Here is a 24,975-nt window from a genome sequence, read left to right as displayed (position 1 = left end):
AGCGTGCTCGCCTCGTCAGGTAACGAAGCGATGCGTGAATGTCATCGTTTGGTTACATTGCCGGCCAGGTTGCTGGCCAGGCTGGGTGCCAATGGCAAGCCCGGCAGCAATAGCGCCTGATAGGCATGGTAGAGGTCGGGCTTGCCAGGCCAGATGGTTGCGGCCGGCTGGTTGCGCATGTCGAGCTCGTGGTGCCAGCTGCCAGCGCCGTGGTCAATGAAATGGTTGGCGATGAAGTCCCAGCAACGGCGGTACCACTGCTCGTAGTGCGCCTCGCCCGTGCGCTGCAACAGTGCCGCGGCGGCGGCGCAGGCTTCGGCGTGCACCCAGTGCAGGCGTGCGCGCACCACCGGGCGATCGTCCCAGTCCAGGGTGTAGACGAAACCGGGCGCGTCATCGACGCTCCAGGCCTGCTGGCAGGCTGTATCGAACAATGCACGGGCACAGTCCGGCAGCCACTGCGGGGCATGCAGGCCAAACCGTTCCAGGCTGGCCTCCAGGTGCAGCAGCAACCGCGCCCACTCCAGGGCATGCCCGGGCGTGGAGCCATAAGGCCGGAAGTGGTCTGCCGGGTGCGCCTGGTTGTAGTGCGGCATTGGTTGCCAGAGGGCATCGAAATGCTCGATGACCCGGTGGCCGTTGGAGGCAGCATGGGTATGGATGATGCGTTCGGCGATGCGCAAGGCGCGTTGCAGCCACAGGCTGTCGCCAGTGACGTCTGCAAGGGCCAGGAAGGCCTCGACCGCATGCATGTTGCTGTTGGCGCCACGGTACTGCTCGGGCAACTGCCAGGCGCGGGAGAAGGCTTCCCGCAGGGCGCCCTCCTCTTCGCTCCAGAAATGCGCTTCGAGCACCTTCACCGCGTCTGCCAGCAGGGCTGGTGCACCGCCAGCACCTGCCATCACCGCCGAGCTGGCGGCCAGAGCGACGAAGGCATGCAGGTAAGCCGCCTTGCCGCTGTCGTCATGGCCGCCGGGGTGGGCGAACCAGCCGCCGTAGGTGGCATCCTGCAGCGCGCCGCGCAGGGCGGCCACACCGTGTTCGGCGTAGGCCAGGTAACCGGGCACGCCCTGCAGGTGGGCCAGGGCGAAACAGTGGGTCATGCGGGCGGTGATCAGGGTTTCGGCGCGGGCACCCGGTGCGAGCAGGCCTGCGGCGTCGAGGCTGCCGAAGCCATCGGGCAGTTTCGACGCCGTGGCGAAGGCCAGCAGGCGCTGCCCTTCGGCAATGCGCCAGGCGGTGTGGGCCGGGGCGTCGAGCCAGCGGGTGGAAGGCAGGTTGGAGGTGCTCATGGGCCAGCTTGATCCTTGCCAGTCGTGTGCGAATTCTAGCTAGTGGGGTTTGGCGGGATGTCACGAAGGACGGCTGGATTGTCACCAGGCAGTGACATTTCGCTTGCCTGTGCCGGCCTCTTCGCGGGTGAACCCGCTCCCACAGGTTTTTGCACCAGCCTCGGGCTTTGCATGGGCCTGTGGGCCCGCTGTGGGAGCGGGTTCACCCGCTCCCACAGGTTTTTGCACCAGCCTCGGGCTTTGCATGGGCCTATGGGCCCGCTGTGGGAGCGGGTTCACCCGCGAAGAGGCCGGCACCAGCAACCCATACCCTCAGTCCATGCCTCGTGGCAGATACAAGGTCACCCGCAACCCGCCCTCACGCAGGTTGAGCAAGCTCACCTCCCCGCCATGGCTATGGGCAATGTTGCGCGCAATCCCCAACCCCAGCCCGTACCCCTGCTGCTGCCCGGCCAGACGGAAGTGCGGCTCGAACACCTGCTCCAGCTGCTGCTGCGGCACCCCCGGCCCATGGTCATCCACCTGCAGGACGAACCCCTCGGCATTATCGATGATGCGCAGCCGTGCCCGCTCGCCGTACTTGATGGCGTTGTCGATCAGGTTGCCGATGCAGCGCCGCAGCGCCAGTGGCTTGCCGGGGTACGGCGCCAGCGCACGGCCTTCGAGCGTGATGCGGCCATCGCCCAGGTAAGGCTCGGCGAGGATCTCAAGCACCTGGTTGAGGTCGACCGGCTCGATGTTTTCGTGGATGTCGGTGTCCTTCACGCACTGCAATGCACCTTTTACCAACAGCTCCAGCTCGTCCAGGTCCTGGCTGAACTTGGCCTGCAGGCGCTCGTCCTCCAGCAGCTCGACGCGCAGGCGCAAGCGGGTGATCGGCGTGCGCAGGTCGTGGGAAATGGCGCTGAACAACTGGCTGCGTTCGGTCAGGTAGCGGCTGATGCGCTCGCGCATGTTGTTGAAAGCACGCCCCACCTCGACCACCTCGCTGCCACCGCCTTCGGCCACCGGCGCCACATCGGCGCCCAGCGACATCTCCCGCGCAGCCCGCGCCAGGCGTTTGAGCGGCCAGCTTTGCCAGTGCACCAGCAAGCCGATGAACAACAACAGCAAAGCCGTGGTCAGCACTATGAAGCCGATCTGCTGACGCGGCAGGCGCTCGGCCTCCAGGCTGGTGTAGGGCTCCGGCAGCAGCGAGGCGATGTACAGCCATTCGCCCTCGTCCAGGCGGATCTGCGTGACCAGTACCGGCGGGTTGAGCGGTTCCAGGGTCAGTGAGTAATGCGCCCAGGAACGTGGCAGTTCGTCGAGCTTGAGGCCGCTGTTGAAGATGCGGAGGTCGTCGGGGCTGACGAACTCCACGGAAATTTCCATTTGCGAACCCAGGCGCTCATGCAGCACTTGCTGGAACACATCGATCACCGCCTGCTTGCGCGGGGTAACGGGCAGTAGCGGCATGTCCAGCGGCTTGGCGTTGAGCGACACGAAAAAGCGCGTGCCGCCCATGCTGCGCAGTTGGTCCAGGACCATCGGCCGGTAGGCGACCGGCAGCGAGCGGAAGTAGCTGACGCTGGCACTCATCGAATGAGCCAGGCTGCTGGCGCTGGCACGCAGGCCCTGCAACTGGCTGGCGCGCAATTGGGCAACCCAGATGATGCTCGACAGCCCCTGGGCCAGCAGCACCACCAGCAGGGTCAGCAGCAGCATGCGCCCCAGTAGCGAGCGCGGCAGCAGGCGCCAGCGCCGCTCAGGGCGCATTGCAGACATGGGCAGCCAACAGGTAGCCGCTGCCGCGTACGGTGCGGATCAGCCGGGGTGGTTTGTCGGTATCGCGCAGGCGCTGGCGCAGGCGGCTGACCGCCATGTCGACGATGCGGTCCAGCGGCATCGGCTCGCGGCCACGGGTGGCGTTGCCGATGGTGTCGCGGTCGAGTATCTGCTGTGGGTGGTCGAGGAACAGCTTGAGCAGGGCGAAGTCGGCGCCGGAGAGAATCACCTCCTCGCCGTCGCGATGGAACAGGCGGTGGCTGACCGTATCCAAGCGCCAGTCGTCGAAAGCCAGCACGGCATTGCCGGGCGCCGCCTGGCCGAACTCGGCGCGGCGCAGCAGGGCCTTGATCCGCGCTTGCAGTTCGCGGGGGCTGAACGGCTTGCCCAGGTAGTCGTCAGCGCCCAGCTCCAGGCCGATGACCCGGTCGGTTTCGTCGGAGCTGGCAGTGAGCATGATGATCGGTACTCGTGCCTGGCGGGGGTGCTGGCGTACCCAGCGGCACAGGCTGAAGCCGTCTTCGTCGGGCAGCATGACATCGAGGATGACCAGGTCGCAGGGGGTGGTTTCCAGCGCGCGGCGAAAGCCCTTGCCGTCGGCTTCGGCATGCACCTGGAAGCCGGAGCGGCTCAGGTAGGTTTGCAGCAGTTCGCGGATTTCCTGGTCGTCGTCGACCATCAGGATCGATTTGCCGGCAGTGCTCAAGGTGGTCCTTCCTCTTGTTGATTACAGGTCTTTGTTGCCTGTTTTTATTGGGGCTGCTTTGCAGCCCTTCGCGGGCTTGCCCGCTCCCACACGGATCGCACATTTCATGGGCACAGCGACACACCTGTGGGAGCGGGCAAGCCCGCGAAGGGCCGCAAAGCGGCCCCAGTCAGTGATCCAACGCCTGCTGCAAGGCCACCCCGGCCCCCAGCAACCCGGAAAACTCCGCTGTCACCAGCCACACCGGCACGCCAGCGAAATACCCACTCATGCAACCCTTGTCGGCAAAGCTCGCGGCAAACCCGCTGCGCAGGAACAGCTCGGCAAAGCGTGGGATCACGCCGCCGACAATATAGACCCCACCCCGTGCGCCCAGCGTCAGAACATTGTTACCAGCGACTCGGCCGAGGAACCGGCAGAACTGCTCGACCACCGCCAACGCCCGTGGCTCGCCGCCGAGCGCGGCATCGGTGATCTGTGCCGGTGTCTTGTGTCGCGGTGTGTCGCCGTCCAGCGCGCAGATCGCCTGGTAAAGGCGCAGCAGGCCACCGCCACTGAGCACAGTCTCGGCGCTGACATGGCCGATCTGGCTGTGGATCTGTTGGTGAATCGCCGCTTCACGGGCATTGCCCACTGGCAAGTCGACGTGCCCGCCCTCGCCCGGCAAGGCGCACCAGCGCTGGTCGCCCAGACGCAACAGGGAGCCAACGCCCAGGCCGGTGCCCGGGCCGATGACCAACGCAGGACGCGAAAGGTCGGCCTGGCCCGGGCATACCTCACGGAATTCGCCTTCGCGCAGACGGGTCATGCCCAGCGCCATGGCGGTGAAATCATTGATCAGCAGCAGCTGCTCGATCTGTAGCCTCTGGCAGAATGCGAGGCGGCTCAGGCGCCAATGGTTGTTGGTGAAGCGGAACTCGTCACCGTTGACCGGCCCGGCCACTGCAAGGCAGGCCGCAATCAGCCCACCGCGAGCAATGCCAAGCCCGTCGAGGTACGCCTCGATGGCCTGTTCCGGGCTGGTGTAGTCCTCGGTCGCGAAGACCTTCACTTCATGCAGCTGGTTGTCACGCCACAACGCAAAACGGGCATTGGTGCCGCCGATGTCGCCAACCAGCAGGTCCTTCATTTGAGGTTCTCCAGGGCCGAGGTGAACGCACTGGCGCCCTGCTCTGCCGGGCTGAACGCCATGCGCATGAAGCCGAAGAGCTCGCGCCCGCAGCCCAGGTCGTTGCCCTGTGGCGCTGGCGGCAGGTCGCGGCTGGCCAGTTCTTCAGCCGACACCATTACCCGCAGCGTGCCTTCGACACCATCGACCCGCACAATATCACCATCGCGCACCCGTGCCAGCGGGCCGCCGTCATAGGCCTCGGGGCAAACGTGAATGGCCGCCGGGATCTTGCCCGAGGCACCGGACATGCGCCCGTCGGTAACCAGCGCCACCTTGAAGCCACGGTCCTGCAGCACGCCGAGGAACGGCGTGAGCTTGTGCAGCTCCGGCATACCGTTGCAGCGCGGGCCCTGGAAGCGCACCACGGCGACGAAGTCGCGCTCCAGCTCGCCGGCCTTGAACGCATCGGCCAGTGACTGCTGGTCGTGGAACACCCGCGCCGGGGCCTCGACCACCTGGTGCTCGGGAGCGACAGCGGACACCTTCATCACGCCGCGGCCGAGGTTGCCCTCCATCACCCGCAGGCCGCCTTCGGCCGAGAACGGCCGCGCCACCGGGCGCAGGATGCTTTCGTCCAGGCTGTGCTGCGGCCCTTCGCGCCACACCAGCTTGCCGTTGTCGAGGAACGGCTCCTGGGTATAGCGGCGCAGGCCATGGCCGGCCACGGTGTTGACGTCTTCGTGCAGCAGCCCGGCATCGAGCAGCTCGCGGATCAGGAAGGCCATGCCACCCGCGGCCTGGAAGTGGTTGATGTCGGCCTTGCCGTTGGGGTAGACGTGGGACAGGGTCGGCACGACCTCGGACAGGTCGGCCATGTCCTGCCAGGTCAGCTGGATACCCGCCGCCTGGGCAATCGCCGGGATGTGCAGGGTATGGTTGGTCGAGCCGCCAGTGGCATGCAGGGCGACGATGGAGTTGACCAGCGCCTTCTCGTCGACGATCTCGCCCAGCGGCATGAAGCTGCCACTAGCCTTGGTCATGCGCGTGACCTGCTGTGCGGCCTCGGCGGTGAGCGCATCACGCAGCGGTGTGTACGGGTTGACGAACGAGGCACCCGGCAGGTGCAGGCCCATCACTTCCATCACCAGCTGGTTGGTGTTGGCAGTGCCGTAGAACGTGCAGGTTCCTGGGCTGTGGTAGGACTTCATCTCCGACTCAAGCAGCTCTTCACGGCTGGCCTTGCCCTCGGCGTAGCGCTGGCGCACATCGGCCTTCTGCTTGTTGGAAATGCCGGAGACCATCGGCCCGCCCGGGACGAAGATGGTCGGCAGGTGGCCGAAGCGCAGCGCACCCATCATCAGGCCGGGAACGATCTTGTCACAGATGCCCAGCATCAGCGCGGCGTCGAACATGTTGTGCGACAGGGCCACGGCGGTGGACATGGCGATCACTTCACGGCTGGCGATGGCCAGCTCCATGCCCGGCTCGCCCTGAGTCACGCCATCGCACATGGCCGGCACGCCACCGGCGAACTGGCCGACCGAGCCGACCTCGCGCAGGGCCTGCTTGATCTGCGCGGGGAAGTGCTGGTACGGCTGGTGCGCCGAAAGCATGTCGTTGTAGGCCGAGACGATGGCCACGTTGGCCGCGTTCATCAGGCGCAGGGTCTGCTTGTCGTCGCTGCCGCAACCGGCCACGCCATGGGCGAAGTTGGCGCACTGCAGGCTGGCACGCATGGGGCCGTCACTTGCCGCGCCGCGAATCAGTTGCAGGTAGCGTTCGCGGGTGGCACGGCTACGTTCGACCAGCCGCTGGGTGACCTCAAGGATGCGCGGATGCATGTACTGGACTCCAGGCTAATTGTAAGGGCGGTTTGCCGGGCATTTCCCCTCCAAACGATTGCGGCCTAGGCTCAAGGTAGAGGAGCCGCTGCATCGATGGAGGCACGTCGCCCAACCACTCGTTGTATGTTTAAACAAAATACTGCCACTAAAAAGGCTTGTTTTCTATCTGCAGGTGAATAATCTTGTAATTCCAACAACAAAACCGTTTCAGTGAAGCTCCTTTGTGCCACAGGTTTCACTCGGACTGCCAGAGGTACTGCCATGACCCTACGCATCGCCATCAATGGATTCGGCCGCATCGGGCGCAACGTCCTGCGCGCACTGTATACCCAAGGCTACCGCCAGGACCTGCAGGTCGTCGCCATCAACGACCTGGGCGACAGCGCCATGAATGCCCACCTGCTCAAGTACGACAGCGTGCACGGCACCTTCGACGCCAGCGTCGAGGCCGACCACGAAAGCCTGACGGTCAATGGTGACCGTATCGCGGTCAGTGCCATCCGCAACCCGGCCGAACTGCCCTGGAAGGCCGAGGCGATCGATGTGGTGTTCGAATGCACCGGGCTGTTCACCGAGCGCGCCAAGGCCGCCGCGCACCTGGCCGCGGGGGCTGGCAAGGTGATTGTCTCGGCACCGGCCAAAGGCGCCGATGCCACCGTGGTGTACGGGGTCAACCATGACATCCTGCGGGCTTCGCACCAGATCATTTCCAATGCCTCCTGCACCACCAACTGCCTGGCACCGATTGCCCAGGTGCTGCACCGCGAGTTCGGCATCGAACAGGGCCTGATGACCACCATCCATGCCTACACCAACGACCAGGTGCTGACCGATGTGTACCACGGCGACCCGTACCGTGCGCGTTCGGCGACCCAGTCGATGATCCCCAGCAAGACCGGCGCTGCCGAGGCCGTGGGCCTGGTGCTGCCGGAGCTGGCTGGCAAGCTGACCGGCATGGCGGTGCGGGTGCCGGTTATCAACGTGTCGCTGGTCGATCTCACCGTCAACCTCAAGCGCGAAGCCACGGCCGAGCAGGTCAACCAGCTGTTCCTCGAGGCCAGCAAGCATTCCAGGGTATTGGGCTACAACGCCTTGCCGCTGGTTTCCTGCGATTTCAACCACAACCCGCTGTCGTCGATCTTCGATGCCAACCATACCCGGGCCGACGGGCGCATGCTCAAGGTGCTGGCTTGGTATGACAACGAGTGGGGGTTCTCCAACCGCATGCTGGATAACTGCCTGGCGTTGTGCAACGCCCGCTGAGCTTCGGCATGTTCTCTGTAGGAGCGGCCTTGTGTCGCGATGGGCTGCGCAGCAGCCCCTGCAATCTGTGCCAAGGTCGAAATCCCGGGGCTGCCGCGCAGCCCATCGCGACACAAGGCCGCTCCTACACGGGGACCGGGCAAGGCTGGGGACTCACAATCTTTACCTTTTCCTAACATTTCCAGGCTTGACCTTCGATATGGATGATAAGCATTATCATTAACCTTTCGTCGGCCAGGTCCCCCAGTGAGTCAGTCCCGGTTCAACTCTGTCTTCCTCGTCCAGCGCCTTACCCTGCTGCGCACCTTGCAGCGCATGGTGGGCAACCCCACCACGGCCGAGGACCTGTTGCAGGAAACCTACCTGCGGGTATCCCGCGCAATCGGTGAGCGGCCCATCGAACACATCGAACCGTTCGTGTTCCAGACCGCACGCAATCTGGCCCTCGACCACCTGCGCGCGCGCCGTGTGCAATCGCGCATGCTGGTCGACGATGTGCCCGACGAGGTGCTGCACAGCGTGGCCGCGCCCGCCACCAGCAGCGAGGATGCAGCCCATGCCGAACAGTTGCTCAGGCACCTGAGCATCAGCCTCAACCAGTTGAGCGAACGCCAGCAGCGCATCTTCATCCTCAGCCGCCTGCACGGCGCCACCTACCTGGAAATCGCCGAACAACTGAATGTTTCACCGAGCACGGTACAGAAGGAACTGAAACTGATCATGGCGATCTGCATAGGTGTCGCCGACCGCCTCAAGTGAGGCAACGCAAAGCCCTTGCCACGCCCCGCCTCAGCCTTGATCATTCGCAAAAAACCATTCAAGGATTCACCGTGACCGACAGCCCCCCTCGCCCGTCACCCGCCGGGCCCAGCGCCCGTGCTCGTGCCATGGACGAGGCGCTGGACTGGCTGGTGCGCCTGCAATGCGCCAACGCCGAGGACACCCAGGCCTTCGAAGCCTGGCTGAGCGCAGCGCCGGAAAATGCCGAGGCCTATGTCGAGGCAGAAGCCCTGTGGAATGGCGCACCGCTGCATCAGGTGGCCGTACAGTTGCATCAGCAACAGCGCCGCTCGTGGCGCGGGCGCCTGCGCAGCCACTGGAAACCCCTGGCAACGGCGGCGCTGCTGCTGGTCGGGCTGTTCACCCTTGGCAACCTGCCCATGCGCTTGCAGGCCGACCACCTGACGGTGGTGGGTGAGCGCCAGCGCCTGCAGCTGGAAGACGGGGCAAAAGTGCTGCTCAACACCAATTCGGCATTTGCCAGTGAGCAGCGTGACGGCCGACAAGTCGCCCGCCTGTTGCAGGGCGAGGCCTATTTCCAGGTCCCCGAAGGCGCGCTGCGGCCCCTTGAAGTGCAGGCCGGGCCGTTGCGCGCGCAGGTACGCGACACCGACTTTGCCGTGCGCTACCTCGACGGCGAGGCACAGGTGCGGGTGCAGCGCGGCGATGTCGACCTGCAGGGGGCTCGCGACCAGCGCATCCGCCTGAGTGCCGGCGACAGCATCAGCGTCGGCCCCCAGGGATTCGGCCAGCGTCAGCGCCCCGACATGCACCGGGACCTGGCCTGGATCGAAGGCCGCCTGGTGTTCGAGAACTGCCCGCTGAGCCAGGTGCTGGCCGAGGTGCAGCGCTACTACCCAGGCTGGATCATCAACCGCAATGCGCAGCTGGAAGACATGGCGGTCACCGGCAACTACCGCCTCGACCAGCCGCTGGAAACCCTGCGTGCGCTGGCCCACATCACCTCGGCACAGCTGCATGAGTACCCGGCGCTGGTCATCCTGAACTGATCCGCCAATCAATCGTCAGCAAAATCTGAAACCCGACACGGTCCATGTGGGAGCGGGCGTGCCCGCGAACACGGGCAACGCCCGTGCCATCCACCGCGGTGCCTGTTTCGCGGGCTTGCCCGCTCCCACAGAAGTCGCGATACGGATCGCCAGGCTGCAATCCAACTTTTTTTACGCAGTCACGCTACCCCACCCGTCTCGTTATAGCCAATGCAACTGATTCTCGTTTGAAAACGGGGACAGCCATCACCTATAACAGTCTGCGCGTCAGGGAGCGCTTCCGATGTCCACAGGTCCTACCCGCCCCTCCACCCGTCCTCGCCATGGAGGGCAGCTGTCCCTCCTGAGCCTTTCCCTACTGAACCTGGCCCTGCTCGCCAGCGGCACCTGCAGCCTGCCGGCGCTGGCCGCCGAGCCGGCCCAGGCCAGCAGCCCGCGCATGGGCGACTACCGCTTCAGCATCGGCCAGCAGCCGCTGGTTTCGGCCATCAATGCTTTCAGCCAGGTCACCGGCTGGCAGGTAGGCTTCAGCGCCGAACTGGCCGACGGCGTTGCCTCGCCAGGGGTGCAGGGTTCGCTAACGCCGGAAGCTGCCCTCAAGCGTCTGCTGCACGGCACCGGCCTGGGCTTTCGCAAGATCGGCAACGGCAATGTGGTGCTCGAACGCCAGGCCAGCGCCAATGTGATTGCCCTGCAGCAGGTGACCGTCAGCGCCACCCGCAGCGCCCAGGACGTCAGTCAGGTGCCGAGCACCGTCAGCGTGCAGACCCGCGAGCAACTGGACCGGCAGAACGTCAACAACATCCAGGACCTGGTGCGCTACGAACCGGGCGTGTCGGTGGCCGGCACCGGCCAGCGCAGCGGCCTGAACGGCTACAACATCCGTGGCATCGACGGCGAGCGCATCCTTACCCAGGTCGATGGCGTGTCGATCCCCGACAGTTTCTTCTTCGGCCCCTACGCCCAGACGCAGCGCAACTACGTGGACCCGGAGATCGTCAAGCGTGTGGAAATCCTCCGCGGCCCGGCCTCGGTGCTGTATGGCAGCAACGCCATCGGCGGGGCAGTGAGCTACTTCACCCTCGACCCTGACGACATCATCAAGCCCGGCAAGGACGCAGGTGCCCGCCTGAAGACCGGCTACAGCTCGGCCGACGAAAGCTGGCTGACCTCCGCCACCGTCGCCGGCCGCCAGGGCGAGTTCGACGGCCTGGTGCACCTGAGCCAGCGCAACGGTCACGAAACCGAAACCCACGGCGGCCACAGCGGTGACGGCCTGTCCCGTACCGAAGCCAACCCGATGGACGTGCGCACCACAAACGTACTGGCCAAGCTGGGCTGGAATTACGCCGACGACGCACGCCTGGGCTTCACTTACGAGCGTTACAAGGATGACCGCGACCAGAACATCCTCAGTGCGGTGGGCGGGCCGTTCATTCCTGGCCGTGGTGCTTCGGGTTACTACAAGGCGCGTAACGGCAACGACACCATTACCCGTGAACGCTTTGGCATCAACCATGAGTTCGGCCTGGATTCGCTGGTCGCCGACCATGTGAAGTGGAGCCTGAACTACCAGATCGCCAAGACCGACCAGTACACCGAGGAAGTCTATGCACCGCCTGGCCGTCAGGTGCTGCGTACCCGCGACACCACCTACAAGGACCGCCAGTGGGTATTCGACGCCCAGCTGGACAAGGCCTTCAGCCTCGGCGCCACCGACCACCTGCTGACCTACGGCACCACCCTCAAGCACGAGAAGGTCACCGGTTCGCGCAGCGGCACCGGCACCTGTCTGGCCGTTGGCTCAGGTTGTTCCGGCCCTGGCGCCGAGCGGCCGGCAGACGGCCAGGTGCTGGTCAGCGACTTCCCGGACCCGACCGTGAACACCTACAGCCTGTTCGTGCAGGATGAAATCCGCTGGAACAACTGGACCTTCATGCCTGGCGCTCGTTACGACTACACGCGCATGGAGCCCAGGTTCACCGAGGAATTCCTGCGTGGCCTTGAGTCCTCTGGTACCGCGCCCACCTCCCAGGACGACTCGGACAAGAAGTGGCACCGTATCTCGCCCAAGTTCGGCCTGACCTACGCCTTCAACGACAACTACACCTGGTATGGCCAGTACGCCGAAGGTTTCCGCACCCCGACTGCCAAGTCCATGTACGGCAAGTTCGAGAACATCGAGGAAGGCTACCGCGTAGAAGGCAACCCGAGCCTCGAGCCGGAAAAGAGCAAAAGTTATGAAACCGGCCTGCGTGGCAACTTCGACGCCGGCAACTTCGACGTGGCAGTGTTCTACAACAAGTACCGCGACTTCATCGACGAGGACGCCGTGAAAAGCGCCAATCTGGAGCAGACCTTCCAGGCCAACAACATCAAGCACGCCACCATAAAGGGTGCCGAGGTCAAGGGCCGCGTGAACCTCGACCACTTCGGTGCACCGCAGGGCCTGTATACCCAAGGCTCGATCGCCTACACCCATGGCCGCAACGATGACACCGGCGAGCCACTGAACACCGTCAACCCGCTCAAGGGCGTGTTCGGCCTGGGTTATGAACAACAGCACTACGGCGGGCTGCTGAGCTGGACACTGGTCAAGCGCAAGACCCGCGTCGACGACAGCACCTTCTACTCGCCCGACGGCTCGAGCTCCAAGTTCCGCACCCCGGGCTATGGGGTACTGGACCTGACCGGTTACTACAAGGTCACCGACGACGTGACCATCAACGCCGGCCTGTACAACCTCACCGACAAGAAGTACTGGCAGTGGGATTCGGTGCGCAGCTACGACGGCCAGGGTGAAGCGGCCGTGACCCAGCCGGCCAACATCGACCGCCTGACCATGCCGGGGCGCAACTTCGGCATCAATGTGGTTTGGGATATCTGACCCTTTGCACCTGTACTGGCCTCTTCGCGGGCTCGCCCGCTCCCACAGGTACTGGGCAAGCCTTGGGCCTGCGATGTTCCTGTGGGAGCGGGCATGCCCGCGAAGAGGCCAGTACAAGCAACACGAAAGACCGATTTTTTTACTGTCCCGCCCCCGCTGTTTCGTCTTGTCTCTAAATGCCCCTTTTCCAAGGACTGCCCCATGACCGACCGCCCAGCCCTGCGCTCCCAGCGCCTCAACCAGATCACCCACGCTCCCCACGCCGAACTGGATGCCTTGGTCAAAGCCCATGCACCCTTCGACAGCCGCGAAAGCTTCGCCCGCTTCGTGGTCGCCCAGTACCTGTTCCAGGCTGAGCTGCAGGCCCTGTACAACGACCCGCAACTGATCGCCATCGTCCCCGACCTGGCCGAGCGCTGCCGTGCCGAACAGGCCCGCCTGGACCTCGCCGATCTCGACACCGAAGTACCGCCAGCCGTACCGGGTGCTCTGCGCAACCCGAGCCTGGGCGAGGCAATGGGCTGGATCTTCGTCTCTGAAGGCTCCAAACTGGGCGCTGCGTTTCTGATCAAGCGTGCCGTGGCCCTGGGACTGTCCGACAGCTTTGGTGCCCGACACCTGGGCGAACCGGCCGGTGGCCGTGCCGAAGGCTGGAAGCAGTTCACCCGCATTCTTGATGGCCTGGCCCTGTCGGCCGAAGAGGAAGCCGCTGCCGAACGCGGCGCAGTTGCGGCGTTCGAGCGCTTCACCGAGCTGCTCAAGCACGCCTATGCCGCGGATGCCGCGCTGGTTTGACACGCCGTACCCGGCCACCCTACCGGTGGCCGAACCGTTTTAAGCAGTGAGACCATGACCCGACCCGCCCGCTCGAAACTCGCCCGCCTGCTGTATGCGATCCTGGCTTACGTGAGCCTGGGTGTGGGCCTGGTCGCGATCGTCATTCCCGGCCTGCCGACCACCGAATTCATCCTGCTGGCCGCCTGGGCGGCCACCCGTAGTTCACCGCGCCTGTCTGCCTGGCTGGAAAACCACCGGCTTTTCGGGCCGATCCTGCACAACTGGCGCAATGGCAAGGTGATCCAGCGGCGGGCCAAGGTCAGCGCGACCCTCAGCATGCTGCTGTGTGCGGGCCTGATGCTGACACTCCTGGAACACCGCTGGCCGGTATTCCTGGCCATTGCCGGCATGACCCTGGGCAACCTATGGATCTGGTCACGCCCGGAGCACGCCCCCTGCCCTGCCCCGTCACAAGCTCAGCAGCCCTGAGTACAGGGCATAGGCCGCCAGCGCGGCACCTGCCAGCACGGCGGCGAAAATCAGCTTTTCCCAGGTGGTGAACAAGGCTTTTCCCTGCTCATGCTTGGCCCTGGCGAACAGGATCACGCCCGGCGCATACAGCAGTGCTGACAGCAGCAGGTACTTGAGCCCGCCGGCATACAACAGCCACACGGCATACACCAGGGCAACCAACGCCACCAGCAAGTCCTTGCGGCGCAGGGCCGGCTGCCCATCGTAGGTTTCCTTACGCACCGCCAACAACACAGCGTAGGCCGCCGACCACAGGTAGGGCACCAGGATCATCGACGAGGCCAGGTAGATCAGGCTGGTATAGGTACCGGCGGAAAACAGCGTGATCAGCAGGAAGCCCTGGATCATGCAGTTGGTCAGCCACAGGGCGTTGGCCGGCACATGGTTGGCGTTTTCCTTGGCCAGGAAGCGCGGCATGGTCTTGTCCCGCGCCGTGGCGAAGAGGATCTCGGCGCACAGCAACGCCCAGGACAGCAGCGCGCCAAGCAGCGAAACCGCCAGGCCGATACTGATCAGCAAGGCGCCCCACGGCCCGACGATATGCTCCAGTACCGAAGCCAGCGATGGGTTCTGCAGCCCGGCCAGTTCCGGCTGGGTCATCACCCCCAGCGACAACACGTTGACCAGCACCAGCAGCGCCAGCACCCCCAGGAAACCGATCACCGTAGCCTTGCCCACATCCGACCGGCGCTCGGCACGTCCGGAATACACACTGGCGCCTTCGATGCCGATGAATACGAACACGGTGACCAGCATCATGTTGCGCACCTGCTCCAGCACGCTGCCGAACTGTGGGTTGCTCAGGCCCCAGATATCACGCGTGAAGATATCGGCGCGGAAGGCGAACGCCGCGATCACCACGAAAATCAGCAACGGCACCACCTTGGCCACGGTGGTCACCTGGTTGATGAACGCCGCCTCCTTGATACCGCGCAGCACCAGGAAGTGCACCGCCCACAGCAGCAGCGAGGCGCAGCCGATGGCGATTGGCGTGTTGCCCTCGCCGAACACCGGGAAATAGAAGCCCAAGGTGCTGAACAGCAGCACGAAGTAGCCGACGTTGCCCAGCCAGGCACTGATCCAATAGCCCCAGGCCGAGGAAAAACCCATGTACTCGCCAAAGCCGGCCTTGGCGTAGGCGTACACCCCCGAATCCAGCTCCGGCTTGCGGTTGGCCAGGGTCTGGAACACGAACGCCAGCGCCAGCATGCCAACGGCTGTGATGCCCCAGCCGATCAGCACCGCGCCCACGTCGGCACGCGCCGCCATGTTCTGCGGCAACGAGAATATTCCACCACCAATCATCGAGCCGACCACCAATGCGATCAGCGCGCCCAGGCGCAGCTTCTGTCCCGGTTCGCTCATGAGCCTTCCTTTTTTTTGCGCGCTGTCATGGGCTTGAAACAGCCGTGCGGTCCATTAAATGCTGTTACTTATAATGATCCTGACCAATGAAGCTATAGCACTAATAACTGCTTTGTCTATGGCCCCCGTTGGTAAAAAACTAGCAGCTCCCGAGCAACTAGAAAAGAACCCGATAAAACTCGAAATTCTTGTGAAAAATTTGCGAAAGCGGCAAAAGCGGCTAGCTTCAAGCATCGCAGGCTGAACAGAGCGTTTGCTCTAGAAGGACATGGAGGTGCCAGCGTGCAAGGCTTGCAGCATAAGTTGTCGGCACTCTCCAGGAGCTTCGTGAAGGAATTTTCCTACTTCACGTCGCCATGAACTGACCCAAGTCAGCGAATGGCAGCGGCGTCGGATTTACTCTGTCGTCAACTTTCTCCTGGCAGGAGTTGTTAAATGTCTGATTCATCCGGAAAACTAAAGCTCGGCGCGTTAGTTGCACTTGTCGTCGGTTCGATGATTGGTGGCGGGATCTTCTCGCTGCCGCAAAACATGGCGGCCAGCGCAGGGGTTGGCGCTGTGCTGATCGGCTGGGCAATCACCGCGGTCGGCATGCTGACCCTGGCCTTCGTGTTCCAGACCCTGGCCAACCGCAAGCCTGACCTGGATGGCGGGGTGTATGCCTACGCCAAGGCCGGTTTCGGCGACTACATGGGCTTCTCCTCGGCCTGGGGCTACTGGATCAGTGCCTGGCTGGGCAACGTCGGCTACTTCGTGCTGCTGTTCAGCACCCTGGGCTACTTCTTCCCGATTTTCGGCGAAGGCAACACCCCCGCTGCCATCATCGGCGCGTCGGTGCTGCTGTGGGCGGTGCACTTCCTGGTACTGCGCGGCATCAAGGAAGCGGCGTTCATCAACCTGGTCACCACCGTGGCCAAGGTAGTGCCGCTGCTGCTGTTCGCCCTGATCTGCCTGTTCGCCTTCAAGCTCGACATCTTCACCGCCGACATCTGGGCGGTGGGCACGCCAGAACTTGGCAGCGTGATGAACCAGGTGCGCAACATGATGCTGGTCACCGTGTGGGTGTTCATCGGCATCGAGGGTGCGAGCATCTTCTCGTCGCGGGCGGAAAAACGCTCTGACGTGGGCAAGGCCACGGTCATCGGCTTCGTCACCGTGCTGCTGTTCCTGGTGCTGGTCAACGTACTGTCGCTGGGCATCATGACCCAGCCGGAACTGGCCAAGCTGCAGAACCCGTCGATGGCTGCCGTGCTGGAGCATGTGGTCGGCCACTGGGGTGCGGTGCTGATCAGCGTCGGCCTGATCATCTCGCTGCTCGGGGCGCTGCTGTCGTGGGTGCTGCTGTGCGCCGAGATCATGTTCGCCGCCGCCAAGGACCACACCATGCCGGAGTTCCTGCGCCGCGAGAACGCCAACCAGGTACCGGCCAACGCCCTGTGGCTGACCAACGCCATGGTGCAGATCTTCCTGGTGATTACGCTGTTCTCCAACAGCACCTATCTGTCGCTGATCTACCTGGCCACATCGATGATCCTGGTGCCTTACCTGTGGTCGGCGGCCTACGCCTTCCTGCTGGCATGGCGCAGCGAAACCTACGAACAGGCCCTGGCTGAGCGCAAGAAAGACCTGATCATCGGCGGCATCGCCCTGTTGTATGCCGTCTGGCTGCTGTACGCCGGCGGTGTGAAATACCTGCTGCTCTCGGCCCTGCTCTACGCACCTGGCGCAATCCTGTTCGCCAAGGCCAAGCGTGAAGTCGGCCAACCTGTCTTCACCAACGTGGAAAAGCTGATCTTCGCAGCCGTGGTCATCGGCGCCCTGGTGGCAGCCTTTGGCCTGTACGACGGCTTCCTGACTCTTTGACCCACGTCTTCGTTCAACTGGAGGAATGAAATCATGTCCGCTGAAAAACAGAAGTACGGTGTCCACTCCGAAGCCGGCAAACTGCGCAAGGTGATGGTTTGCGCCCCGGGCCTGGCGCACAAGCGCCTGACGCCGAGCAACTGTGACGAGCTGCTGTTCGACGACGTGATCTGGGTCGACCAGGCCAAGCGTGACCATTTCGACTTCGTCACCAAGATGCGCGAGCGCGGCGTCGATGTGCTGGAAATGCACAACCTGCTGACCGATATCGTGCAGCAACCCGAAGCATTGAAGTGGATCCTCGACCGCAAGATCACCGATGACACCGTCGGCGTGGGCCTGAACAACGAAGTGCGCAGCTGGCTCGAAGGCCTCGAGCCGCGCCATCTGGCCGAGTTCCTGATTGGCGGCGTGGCCGGCCAGGACCTGCCACAAAGCGAAGGCGCCGATGTGGTCAAGATGTACAACGACTACCTGGGCCACTCCAGCTTCATCCTGCCGCCACTGCCCAACACCCAGTTCACCCGCGACACCACTTGCTGGATCTACGGCGGTGTCACCCTGAACCCGATGTACTGGCCTGCGCGCCGTCAGGAAACCCTGCTGACCACCGCCATCTACAAGTTCCACAAGGAGTTCACCAACGCCGACTTCGAAGTCTGGTACGGCGACCCGGACAAGGAACACGGCCAGTCCACCCTCGAAGGCGGTGACGTGATGCCGATCGGCAACGGCATCGTGCTGATCGGCATGGGCGAGCGCACCTCGCGTCAGGCCATCGGCCAGTTGGCGCGCAACCTGTTCGCCAAGGGCGCAGTCAAGGAAGTGATCGTCGCCGGCCTGCCGAAATCCCGCGCCGCCATGCACCTGGACACAGTGTTCAGCTTCTGCGACCGCGACCTGGTCACGGTCTTCCCGGAAGTGGTGAAAGAGATCATTCCATTCATCATCCGCCCCGACGAAAGCAAGCCTTACGGCATGGATGTTCGCCGCATCAACAAGTCGTTCATCGAGGTGGTGGGCGAGCAACTGGGGGTCAAGCTGCGCGTGGTCGAGACCGGCGGCAACAGCTTCGCCGCCGAACGCGAACAGTGGGATGACGGCAACAACGTGGTGGCCATCGAGCCGGGCGTGGTCATTGGCTACGACCGCAACACCTACACCAATACCCTGCTGCGCAAGGCCGGGATCGAGGTCATCACCATCAGCGCCGGCGAACTGGGCCGGGGCCGTGGCGGCGGCCACTGCATGACCTGCCCGATCGTGCGCGACCCTATCGACTACTAACGACCATTACCCCCGGCCGCCCTCACGAAGCGGCGGCCGGTGCGTTCACCAAACTCAAGGAGAAATGTCATGGCGTTCAATATTCACAACCGCAACCTGCTCAGCCTGGAACACCACACCACCCGCGAGCTGCGCTACCTGCTGGACCTGTCCCGTGACCTCAAGCGCGCCAAGTACACCGGCACCGAACAACAACACCTGAAGGGCAATAACATCGCCCTGATCTTCGAAAAAACCTCTACCCGTACCCGCTGCGCCTTCGAAGTGGCCGCCTACGACCAGGGCGCCAACGTTACCTACATCGACCCCAACTCTTCGCAGATCGGCCACAAGGAGAGCATGAAGGACACCGCCCGCGTGCTCGGGCGCATGTATGACGCCATCGAGTACCGTGGCTTCAAGCAGGAAATCGTCGAAGAGCTGGCCAAGTTCGCCGGTGTTCCGGTGTTCAACGGCCTGACCGACGAATACCACCCGACGCAGATGATTGCCGACGTGCTGACCATGCGTGAGCACAGCGACAAGCCGCTGCATGACATCAGCTACGCCTACCTGGGCGACGCCCGCAACAACATGGGCAACTCGTTGCTGCTGATCGGTGCCAAGCTCGGCATGGACGTGCGCATCGCCGCGCCCAAGGCGCTGTGGCCGCATGACGACCTGGTCGAGCGTTGCCACAAGTACGCCGAGGAAAGCGGTGCGCGCATCACCCTCACCGAAGACCCGCTCGCCGCGGTCAAGGGTGTGGACTTCGTGCACACCGACGTGTGGGTATCGATGGGTGAGCCGATCGAAGCCTGGGGCGAGCGCATCAAGCTGCTCAAGCCGTTTCAGGTGAATACACAACTAATGAAGTCCACCGGCAACCCGCGGACCAAGTTCATGCACTGCCTGCCGGCGTTCCACAACTCCGAAACCAAGGTAGGCAAGCAGATCGCCGAACAGTACCCGGACCTGGCCAACGGTATCGAAGTGACCGACGACGTCTTCGAGTCGCCGGCCTGCATCGCCTTCGAGCAGGCGGAAAACCGCATGCACACGATCAAGGCGATCCTGGTTTCGACGCTGGCTGACCTGTAAAGGCTGACACGACAAGCCGGGCAACCCGGATCCCTGTGGGAGCGGGTTTACCCGCGAATGCGTCAGTAGCACCAGCCGCGCTGCATGGGCTGACGCTTTCGCGGGTAAACCCGCTCCCACAAAGGAGGGCGATACCGGTAGAGAACAGCGCTCCCTTCTTTCGTTAAAGGACATTCCCCATGCGTATCGTTGTTGCATTGGGCGGCAACGCCCTGCTGCGTCGCGGCGAGCCGATGACCGCTGACAACCAGCGCGCCAATATCCGCACCGCTACCGAACAGATCGCCAAGATCCACCCTGGCAACGAGCTGGTCATCGCCCACGGCAACGGCCCGCAAGTTGGCCTGCTGTCGCTGCAGGGCCTGTCCTACAAGCCCGACGAGGCCTACCCGCTGGACGTGCTGGGTGCCGAGACCGAGGGCATGATCGGCTACATGATCGAACAGGAACTGGGCAACCTGCTGGCCTTCGAAGTGCCGTTCGCCACCCTGCTGACCCAGGTCGAAGTGGACGCCAACGACCCCGCCTTCAAAGACCCGACCAAGTTCATCGGCCCGGTCTATGCCAAGGAAGAGGCCGAGCACCTGGCCAAGGAAAAGGGTTGGGTGGTCAAGCCTGACGGCGACAAGTACCGCCGCGTGGTAGCCAGCCCGAAACCCAAGCGCATCTTCGAAATCCGCCCGATCAAGTGGCTGCTGGAAAAGAGCAGCATCGTGATCTGCGCCGGCGGCGGCGGCATCCCCACCATGTACGATGAGAACCGCAAGCTCAAAGGCATCGAGGCGGTGATCGACAAGGACCTGTGTTCGGCACTACTGGCGGAGCAGCTGGACGCCGACCTGCTGATCATCGCCACCGACGTCGATGCGGCCTACATCGACTGGGGCAAGCCGACCCAGAAAGCCATCGCCCAGGCGCACCCCGACGAACTGGAACGCCTCGGCTTCGCTGCCGGCTCCATGGGGCCGAAGGTGCAGGCGGCCTGCGATTTTGCCCGTAATACCGGCAAGGTGGCGGTGATCAGTTCGCTGGAAAACATCGAAGACATCGTCAAAGGCACTGCCGGTACGCGAGTATCCACCGCCAAGCCGGGGATCAGCTACCGTTGAATGCAGTGGGCGGGCCGATGGGCCCGCCATTTTCACCTTCCAGAGGAGTCCGCCATGGCCCAGTACCAGCCCGGTCATGTACACATCGAGCGCACCGCGCTGAACAAGAACGACCACAGCTATGACCTGAACATCGAATACGAGGCGGCGACAGACCCCAAGGAAGGCCGCGGCATCCAGTTCCGCATGCACGGTACCATTGAAGGCAAGACGATCGACGACAAGTTCTTCCTGCCCAAGGACCAGGTGCTGCCCAGCTTCCTCATGGTCGCCTCGCGCAAGGCCCAGTCCTACCTGGCGCCGCACCAGAAGTTCGAGACCCTGGGTTCGCCGCACAAGCTGTACGACGCAATGTTCGAAGACATCCGCCAGAAGCTCGATGTGAAGTCGGGCGATCCGATCAAGCCTGAACATCTGGAGTGATTTCAGGAACCGGGGGCTGCTTTGCAGCCCATCGCGACGCAAGGCCGCTCCCACAGGTTGGCCGCTGACCCCAAGGCCTGCGCGATACTTGTGGGAGCGGCCTTGCGTCGCGATGGGCCGCAAAGCGGCCCCGGCGATGTTAAGGCATAATACTGCCTCCCCGGCCACCACCTCGCCCTCCCCATGCGCATCCACGTCAGCTTCATCGACCGCGTCGGCATCACCCAGGAAGTCCTCGCCCTGCTCGGTGCCCGCAACCTCAACCTGGACGCCGTGGAGATGGTCCCGCCGAACGTCTATATCGACGCCCCCACCCTCAGCCCCGCCGTGCTCGAAGAACTGCACGACGCGCTGTTCGAGGTGCATGGCGTGCAATCGGTGGACGTGGTCGACATCCTCCCTGGCCAACGCCGGCACCTGCAGCTCGATGCCCTGCTGGCGGCAATGAGCGACCCGGTGCTGGCCGTGGACAGTGCCGGCAAGGTGCTGCTGGCCAACCCGGCATTTATCGAACTGTGCGGTCGCGAATCGGCCGGGCGCTCGGTGGGTGAACTGTTCGGTGATCCGGCGCTGTTGCAAGCCTTGCTGGATAACAACTTCCACCTGCCCATGCGCGAAATGCAGCTCAACGGCCAGAGCTTGCTGCTGGACGCCATGCCGATCACCAATGCCGGTGGCCTGCTGACGCTGTACCCACCCACGCGCATGGGCGAACGCCTATCGGCCCTGCACCACGATCATGCCGAAGGCTTCGATGCCTTGCTCGGCGAGTCACCGGCCATCCGCACCCTCAAGGCCCGTGCCCTGCGTGTGGCGGCGCTCGATGCACCGCTGCTGGTGCATGGCGAAACCGGCACCGGCAAAGAACTGGTAGCCCGCGCCTGCCATGCCATCAGCAGCCGCCACGCAGCGCCATTCCTGGCGCTGAACTGCGCTGCGCTACCCGAGAGCCTGGCCGAGAGCGAACTGTTCGGTTACGCCCCTGGCGCCTTCACCGGCGCACAACGGGGCGGCAAGCCCGGGCTGATGGAGCTGGCCAACCAGGGCACGGTGTTCCTCGATGAAATAGGCGAGATGTCGCCGTACCTGCAGGCCAAGCTGCTGCGCTTTCTCAGCGATGGCAGCTTCCGCCGGGTAGGTGGCGACCGCGAAGTGAAGGTGGATGTACGCATCATCAGCGCCACCCACCGCGACTTGGAGCGGATGGTCGCCGAAGGCAGCTTCCGCGAAGACCTGTTCTACCGCCTGAACGTGCTCAACTTGCAGGTGCCGCCGCTACGCGAGCGTGGCCAGGATATCCTGATGCTGGCGCACTTCTTCATGCAGCAGGCCTGCACGCAAATCCAGCGCCCCGCCTGCCGGCTGACGGCCGCTACCCATTCGGCACTGCTGGCCAACCCCTGGCCGGGCAACGTGCGCCAGTTGCAGAACGTGATTTTCCGCGCAGCCGCCATATGCGAGGGCAACCTGGTGGACATCGGTGACCTGGATATCGCCGGTACCTCGGTCGCTGGTGGCCAGGACGGCGAAGTGGCCAGCCTGGAACAGGCCGTGGGCGATTTCGAGCGCGAGCTGCTGCAACGCCTGTACGCCAGCTACCCGTCGACACGGCAACTGGCCGGGCGCTTGCAAACTTCACATACCGCCATTGCGCAGCGCCTGCGCAAATATGGAATACCGGGCAAGCCCTGATGCTTTTCAGATAGCGTCAATGGGGCTGCTACGCAGCCCCTTATTGCTTGACTGACAGACCGCAGGGCAAAACCTGATAGTTGCTGTAATAATACGCTTGTTATTCAGACTTTTCCTACACTGGCGAAAGATACTCTCCCACGGATGCCTCGTAGAATGGTGACAGTGTATTCCCACCTGTCATCCCACTTGCCCGCCCCATAGCGGGAAGTGGTCCGCTACTGGATATAACGAGAGCATCTGATGTTTGAACTCGATTTTTACGGGACACTTGTAGCCGCCTCTTTGGTATTGCTATTAGGTCGCGGCCTGGTCGCGCGTATTGGTTTCTTGCGCACTTACAATATTCCGGAACCTGTCGCTGGCGGCCTGGTAGTGGCCCTGGCATTGCTGGCGTTGCGCAGTTTCGATGTCCACGTGCAATTCGACACTTCACTGCAAACTCCTCTGATGCTGGCATTCTTCGCCACCATCGGCTTGAGTGCTGACTTTGCCAGCCTGAAAAAAGGTGGCCGCGTGGTTACCGTGTTCCTGCTGGTGGTGACCGGCTTGCTGCTGGTTCAGAACGCCATGGGCATCGGCCTGGCAACCGCACTGGGGCTCGATCCGCTGATGGGCCTGCTGGCCGGCTCCATCACCTTGTCGGGCGGCCACGGCACAGGCGCTGCGTGGGGGGCGACTTTCACCGAAAAATTTGGCCTGGCCTCGGCCTCCGAACTGGCATTGGCATCAGCTACCTTCGGCCTGGTACTGGGTGGCCTGATTGGTGGCCCGGTTGCCCGGTTGCTGATCAAGCGGGTAACGACACCAGGTATCGAAGAAGCAGCACCACAACTGCCCAAGGGTTTCGAACAACCAGACAAAGAGCGCCTGATTACGCCGTTTTCATTTATCGAAACATTGGCACTGATCGCTGTCAGCCTGCTCGCGGGCTCGTTACTCGGCGGCTTGCTGAAAGGCACTGCGCTTGAACTGCCAACGTTCGTCTGCGTGTTGTTCGTGGGTGTGGTGTTGCGAAACGGCCTTTCGGCGCTCGGCTTTTATCAAGTATTCGAACGGGAAGTCTCGGTATTGGGCAATGTGAGTTTGTCGTTATTCCTGGCTATTGCCTTGATGTCGCTCAAGTTGTGGGACCTTTCAGCATTGGCATTACCGTTCTTTGCATTGCTCGCCGCGCAGACACTGGTCATGGCACTGTTCGCGATATTCGTCACGTTCAGGGTCATGGGCCGCAACTATGATGCAGCGGTACTGGCTGCCGGGCATTGCGGCTTCGGCCTGGGCGCAACGCCGACGGCAATTGCCAACATGCAAGCGGTGACCCAGCGCTACGGAGCCTCGCGCATTGCCTTCCTGGTGGTACCGATGGTGGGGGCATTCTTCATCGACATCATCAATGTCATTGTCATCAAGCTATATCTGGCATTGCCCTTCTTTTCCTAGGTCGAGATCAGTCCATGCTCCAGGGCGTAGTTCAAGAGCGCCTCAGCTTATGCCTGAGGCTCAGCCTTGATCATGCGCCCTGCACTGAGAAATCGTATCGAATTCAATACATCGTATTGAAATCGATACACACCCCCTCCGCACACGGTTATGCAAGGGTTTGATCCCCAAACCCTTTTCCACCCCACACCGACCGTAGCGTTTTCGTTCCACAAGAATGACAAAACGGTTACGAAAAACATACAACCTATTGATTTATAACTGTTTTTAACGATTGGCCGCATTTTTGCTAAGGGAATCCCAACCCCAAGAGCGCGGAGCCACCGCGCCCAACGCCCTGCTTCCCGAGGATTCCCCATGAGCGAGTTGCGTTTTACTGAAGATCACGAATGGCTGCGCGTCGAAGCCGATGGCAGCGTCACCGTGGGCATCACCGCCTACGCCCAGAACGCCCTTGGCGATGTGGTTTTCGTGCAACTGCCAGAGTTGCAGCAGTATGAGAAAGGCAGCGAAGCGTCCACCGTCGAGTCGGTCAAGGCCGCAAGCGGTGTGTACATGCCTCTGACCGGCGAAGTGGTCCAGATCAACGATCAGCTCGAAGACAGCCCGGAACTGGTCAACGAAGACCCGATGGGCGAAGGCTGGTTCTTCCGCTTCAAACCGACCGACATGAGCGAAGTCACCGCCCTGCTCGACCAGGACGCCTATGACCGCCTGATCAAAGCCAACGACGACGCCTGAGGAA

The 24,975-nt window shown here is 63.1% G+C and carries 20 protein-coding genes; 14 read left to right on the top strand and 6 right to left on the bottom strand.

Translation table 11 applies throughout. From position 1 onward, the window contains the following. Window positions 1-41: 41 nt before the first annotated feature. The 5 genes from JV551A3_RS06920 to edd all read right to left on the bottom strand — a co-directional run bounded on the left by JV551A3_RS06920 (window position 42) and on the right by edd (window position 6,717). Complete coding sequence (locus tag JV551A3_RS06920) at window positions 42-1,292, bottom strand: D-mannose isomerase (RefSeq protein WP_133970363.1); 1,251 nt, start codon at window positions 1,290-1,292, stop codon at window positions 42-44. A 312-nt stretch (window positions 1,293-1,604) separates the two neighbouring features. Then, complete coding sequence (locus JV551A3_RS06915; RefSeq protein ID WP_133970364.1) at window positions 1,605-3,059, bottom strand: ATP-binding protein; 1,455 nt, start codon at window positions 3,057-3,059, stop codon at window positions 1,605-1,607. Further along, window positions 3,040-3,765, bottom strand: a complete 726-nt coding sequence (gltR, locus tag JV551A3_RS06910; RefSeq protein WP_133978455.1) for a two-component system response regulator GltR — start codon at window positions 3,763-3,765, stop codon at window positions 3,040-3,042. Before gltR ends, JV551A3_RS06915 begins: the two co-directional genes overlap by 20 nt. A 169-nt stretch (window positions 3,766-3,934) precedes the next feature. Then, complete coding sequence (locus tag JV551A3_RS06905) at window positions 3,935-4,894, bottom strand: glucokinase (protein WP_133978453.1); 960 nt, start codon at window positions 4,892-4,894, stop codon at window positions 3,935-3,937. Further along, entirely contained in the window at window positions 4,891-6,717 is a 1,827-nt protein-coding gene (edd, locus tag JV551A3_RS06900; protein WP_133970366.1) for a phosphogluconate dehydratase, read from the bottom strand. Before edd ends, JV551A3_RS06905 begins: the two co-directional genes overlap by 4 nt. 264 nt (window positions 6,718-6,981) lie before the next feature. On the opposite strand from edd, the gene gap reads away from it, so the two are divergent. From gap to JV551A3_RS06865, 6 genes are all read left to right on the top strand, one after another. Further along, window positions 6,982-7,983, top strand: coding sequence for a type I glyceraldehyde-3-phosphate dehydrogenase (gap, locus tag JV551A3_RS06895; protein ID WP_133970367.1), 1,002 nt, complete (start codon window positions 6,982-6,984; stop codon window positions 7,981-7,983). Between the two features lie 246 nt (window positions 7,984-8,229). Beyond that, window positions 8,230-8,742, top strand: coding sequence for an RNA polymerase sigma factor (locus tag JV551A3_RS06890; protein WP_133970368.1), 513 nt, complete (start codon window positions 8,230-8,232; stop codon window positions 8,740-8,742). Window positions 8,743-8,813: 71 nt separating this feature from the next. Next, window positions 8,814-9,773 carry a FecR family protein gene (locus JV551A3_RS06885; RefSeq protein WP_133970369.1) on the top strand — a complete coding sequence of 320 codons (960 nt, stop codon included), beginning with the start codon at window positions 8,814-8,816 and terminating at the stop codon, window positions 9,771-9,773. 283 nt (window positions 9,774-10,056) lie between these two features. After that, entirely contained in the window at window positions 10,057-12,660 is a 2,604-nt protein-coding gene (locus JV551A3_RS06880; protein WP_133970370.1) for a TonB-dependent receptor, read from the top strand. Window positions 12,661-12,861: 201 nt separating this feature from the next. Further along, on the top strand, window positions 12,862-13,455 hold the full coding sequence (locus JV551A3_RS06870) for a biliverdin-producing heme oxygenase (RefSeq protein ID WP_133970372.1): 594 nt from the start codon (window positions 12,862-12,864) through the stop codon (window positions 13,453-13,455). 54 nt (window positions 13,456-13,509) lie between these two features. Then, window positions 13,510-13,926: a YbaN family protein gene (locus JV551A3_RS06865; RefSeq protein ID WP_085624064.1), complete on the top strand. Its 417-nt coding sequence runs from the start codon at window positions 13,510-13,512 to the stop codon at window positions 13,924-13,926. Here JV551A3_RS06865 and arcD (JV551A3_RS06860) read toward each other — a convergent pair. Next, a complete protein-coding gene (arcD, locus tag JV551A3_RS06860) occupies window positions 13,906-15,333 on the bottom strand; it encodes an arginine-ornithine antiporter (RefSeq protein WP_133970373.1) in 1,428 nt (475 codons plus the stop codon). The two genes, JV551A3_RS06865 and arcD (JV551A3_RS06860), sit on opposite strands and share 21 nt — an antisense overlap. A gap of 435 nt (window positions 15,334-15,768) precedes the next feature. Between arcD (JV551A3_RS06860) and arcD (JV551A3_RS06850) the strand changes: the two genes are divergently transcribed. The 8 genes from arcD (JV551A3_RS06850) to gcvH all read left to right on the top strand — a co-directional run bounded on the left by arcD (JV551A3_RS06850) (window position 15,769) and on the right by gcvH (window position 24,971). After that, window positions 15,769-17,196 carry an arginine-ornithine antiporter gene (gene arcD, locus JV551A3_RS06850; RefSeq protein ID WP_112250826.1) on the top strand — a complete coding sequence of 476 codons (1,428 nt, stop codon included), beginning with the start codon at window positions 15,769-15,771 and terminating at the stop codon, window positions 17,194-17,196. A 33-nt stretch (window positions 17,197-17,229) separates the two neighbouring features. Continuing rightward, the gene (arcA, locus tag JV551A3_RS06845) at window positions 17,230-18,483 is read left to right on the top strand and encodes an arginine deiminase (RefSeq protein WP_112250824.1); all 1,254 of its coding nucleotides are present in this window, start codon (window positions 17,230-17,232) and stop codon (window positions 18,481-18,483) included. A 69-nt stretch (window positions 18,484-18,552) separates the two neighbouring features. Next, window positions 18,553-19,563, top strand: coding sequence for an ornithine carbamoyltransferase (locus tag JV551A3_RS06840; RefSeq protein WP_133970374.1), 1,011 nt, complete (start codon window positions 18,553-18,555; stop codon window positions 19,561-19,563). A 179-nt stretch (window positions 19,564-19,742) separates the two neighbouring features. Then, window positions 19,743-20,672: a carbamate kinase gene (gene arcC / locus JV551A3_RS06835; protein WP_133970375.1), complete on the top strand. Its 930-nt coding sequence runs from the start codon at window positions 19,743-19,745 to the stop codon at window positions 20,670-20,672. Between the two features lie 54 nt (window positions 20,673-20,726). After that, entirely contained in the window at window positions 20,727-21,095 is a 369-nt protein-coding gene (locus JV551A3_RS06830; protein WP_133970376.1) for a DUF5064 family protein, read from the top strand. A 183-nt stretch (window positions 21,096-21,278) separates the two neighbouring features. Continuing rightward, entirely contained in the window at window positions 21,279-22,787 is a 1,509-nt protein-coding gene (locus JV551A3_RS06825; protein ID WP_133970377.1) for a sigma-54-dependent transcriptional regulator, read from the top strand. A 243-nt stretch (window positions 22,788-23,030) separates the two neighbouring features. Further along, window positions 23,031-24,230: a sodium/glutamate symporter gene (gltS, locus tag JV551A3_RS06820; protein WP_133970378.1), complete on the top strand. Its 1,200-nt coding sequence runs from the start codon at window positions 23,031-23,033 to the stop codon at window positions 24,228-24,230. Between the two features lie 357 nt (window positions 24,231-24,587). Further along, entirely contained in the window at window positions 24,588-24,971 is a 384-nt protein-coding gene (gcvH, locus tag JV551A3_RS06815) for a glycine cleavage system protein GcvH (RefSeq protein WP_133970379.1), read from the top strand. The last annotated feature ends 4 nt before the right edge of the window (window positions 24,972-24,975 follow it).

The organism is Pseudomonas inefficax, from assembly GCF_900277125.1.
Lineage (GTDB): Bacteria > Pseudomonadota > Gammaproteobacteria > Pseudomonadales > Pseudomonadaceae > Aquipseudomonas > Aquipseudomonas inefficax.
The sequence above is the reverse complement of the archived record's forward strand: the minus strand, read 5'-3'. Positions and strand labels throughout refer to the sequence as shown.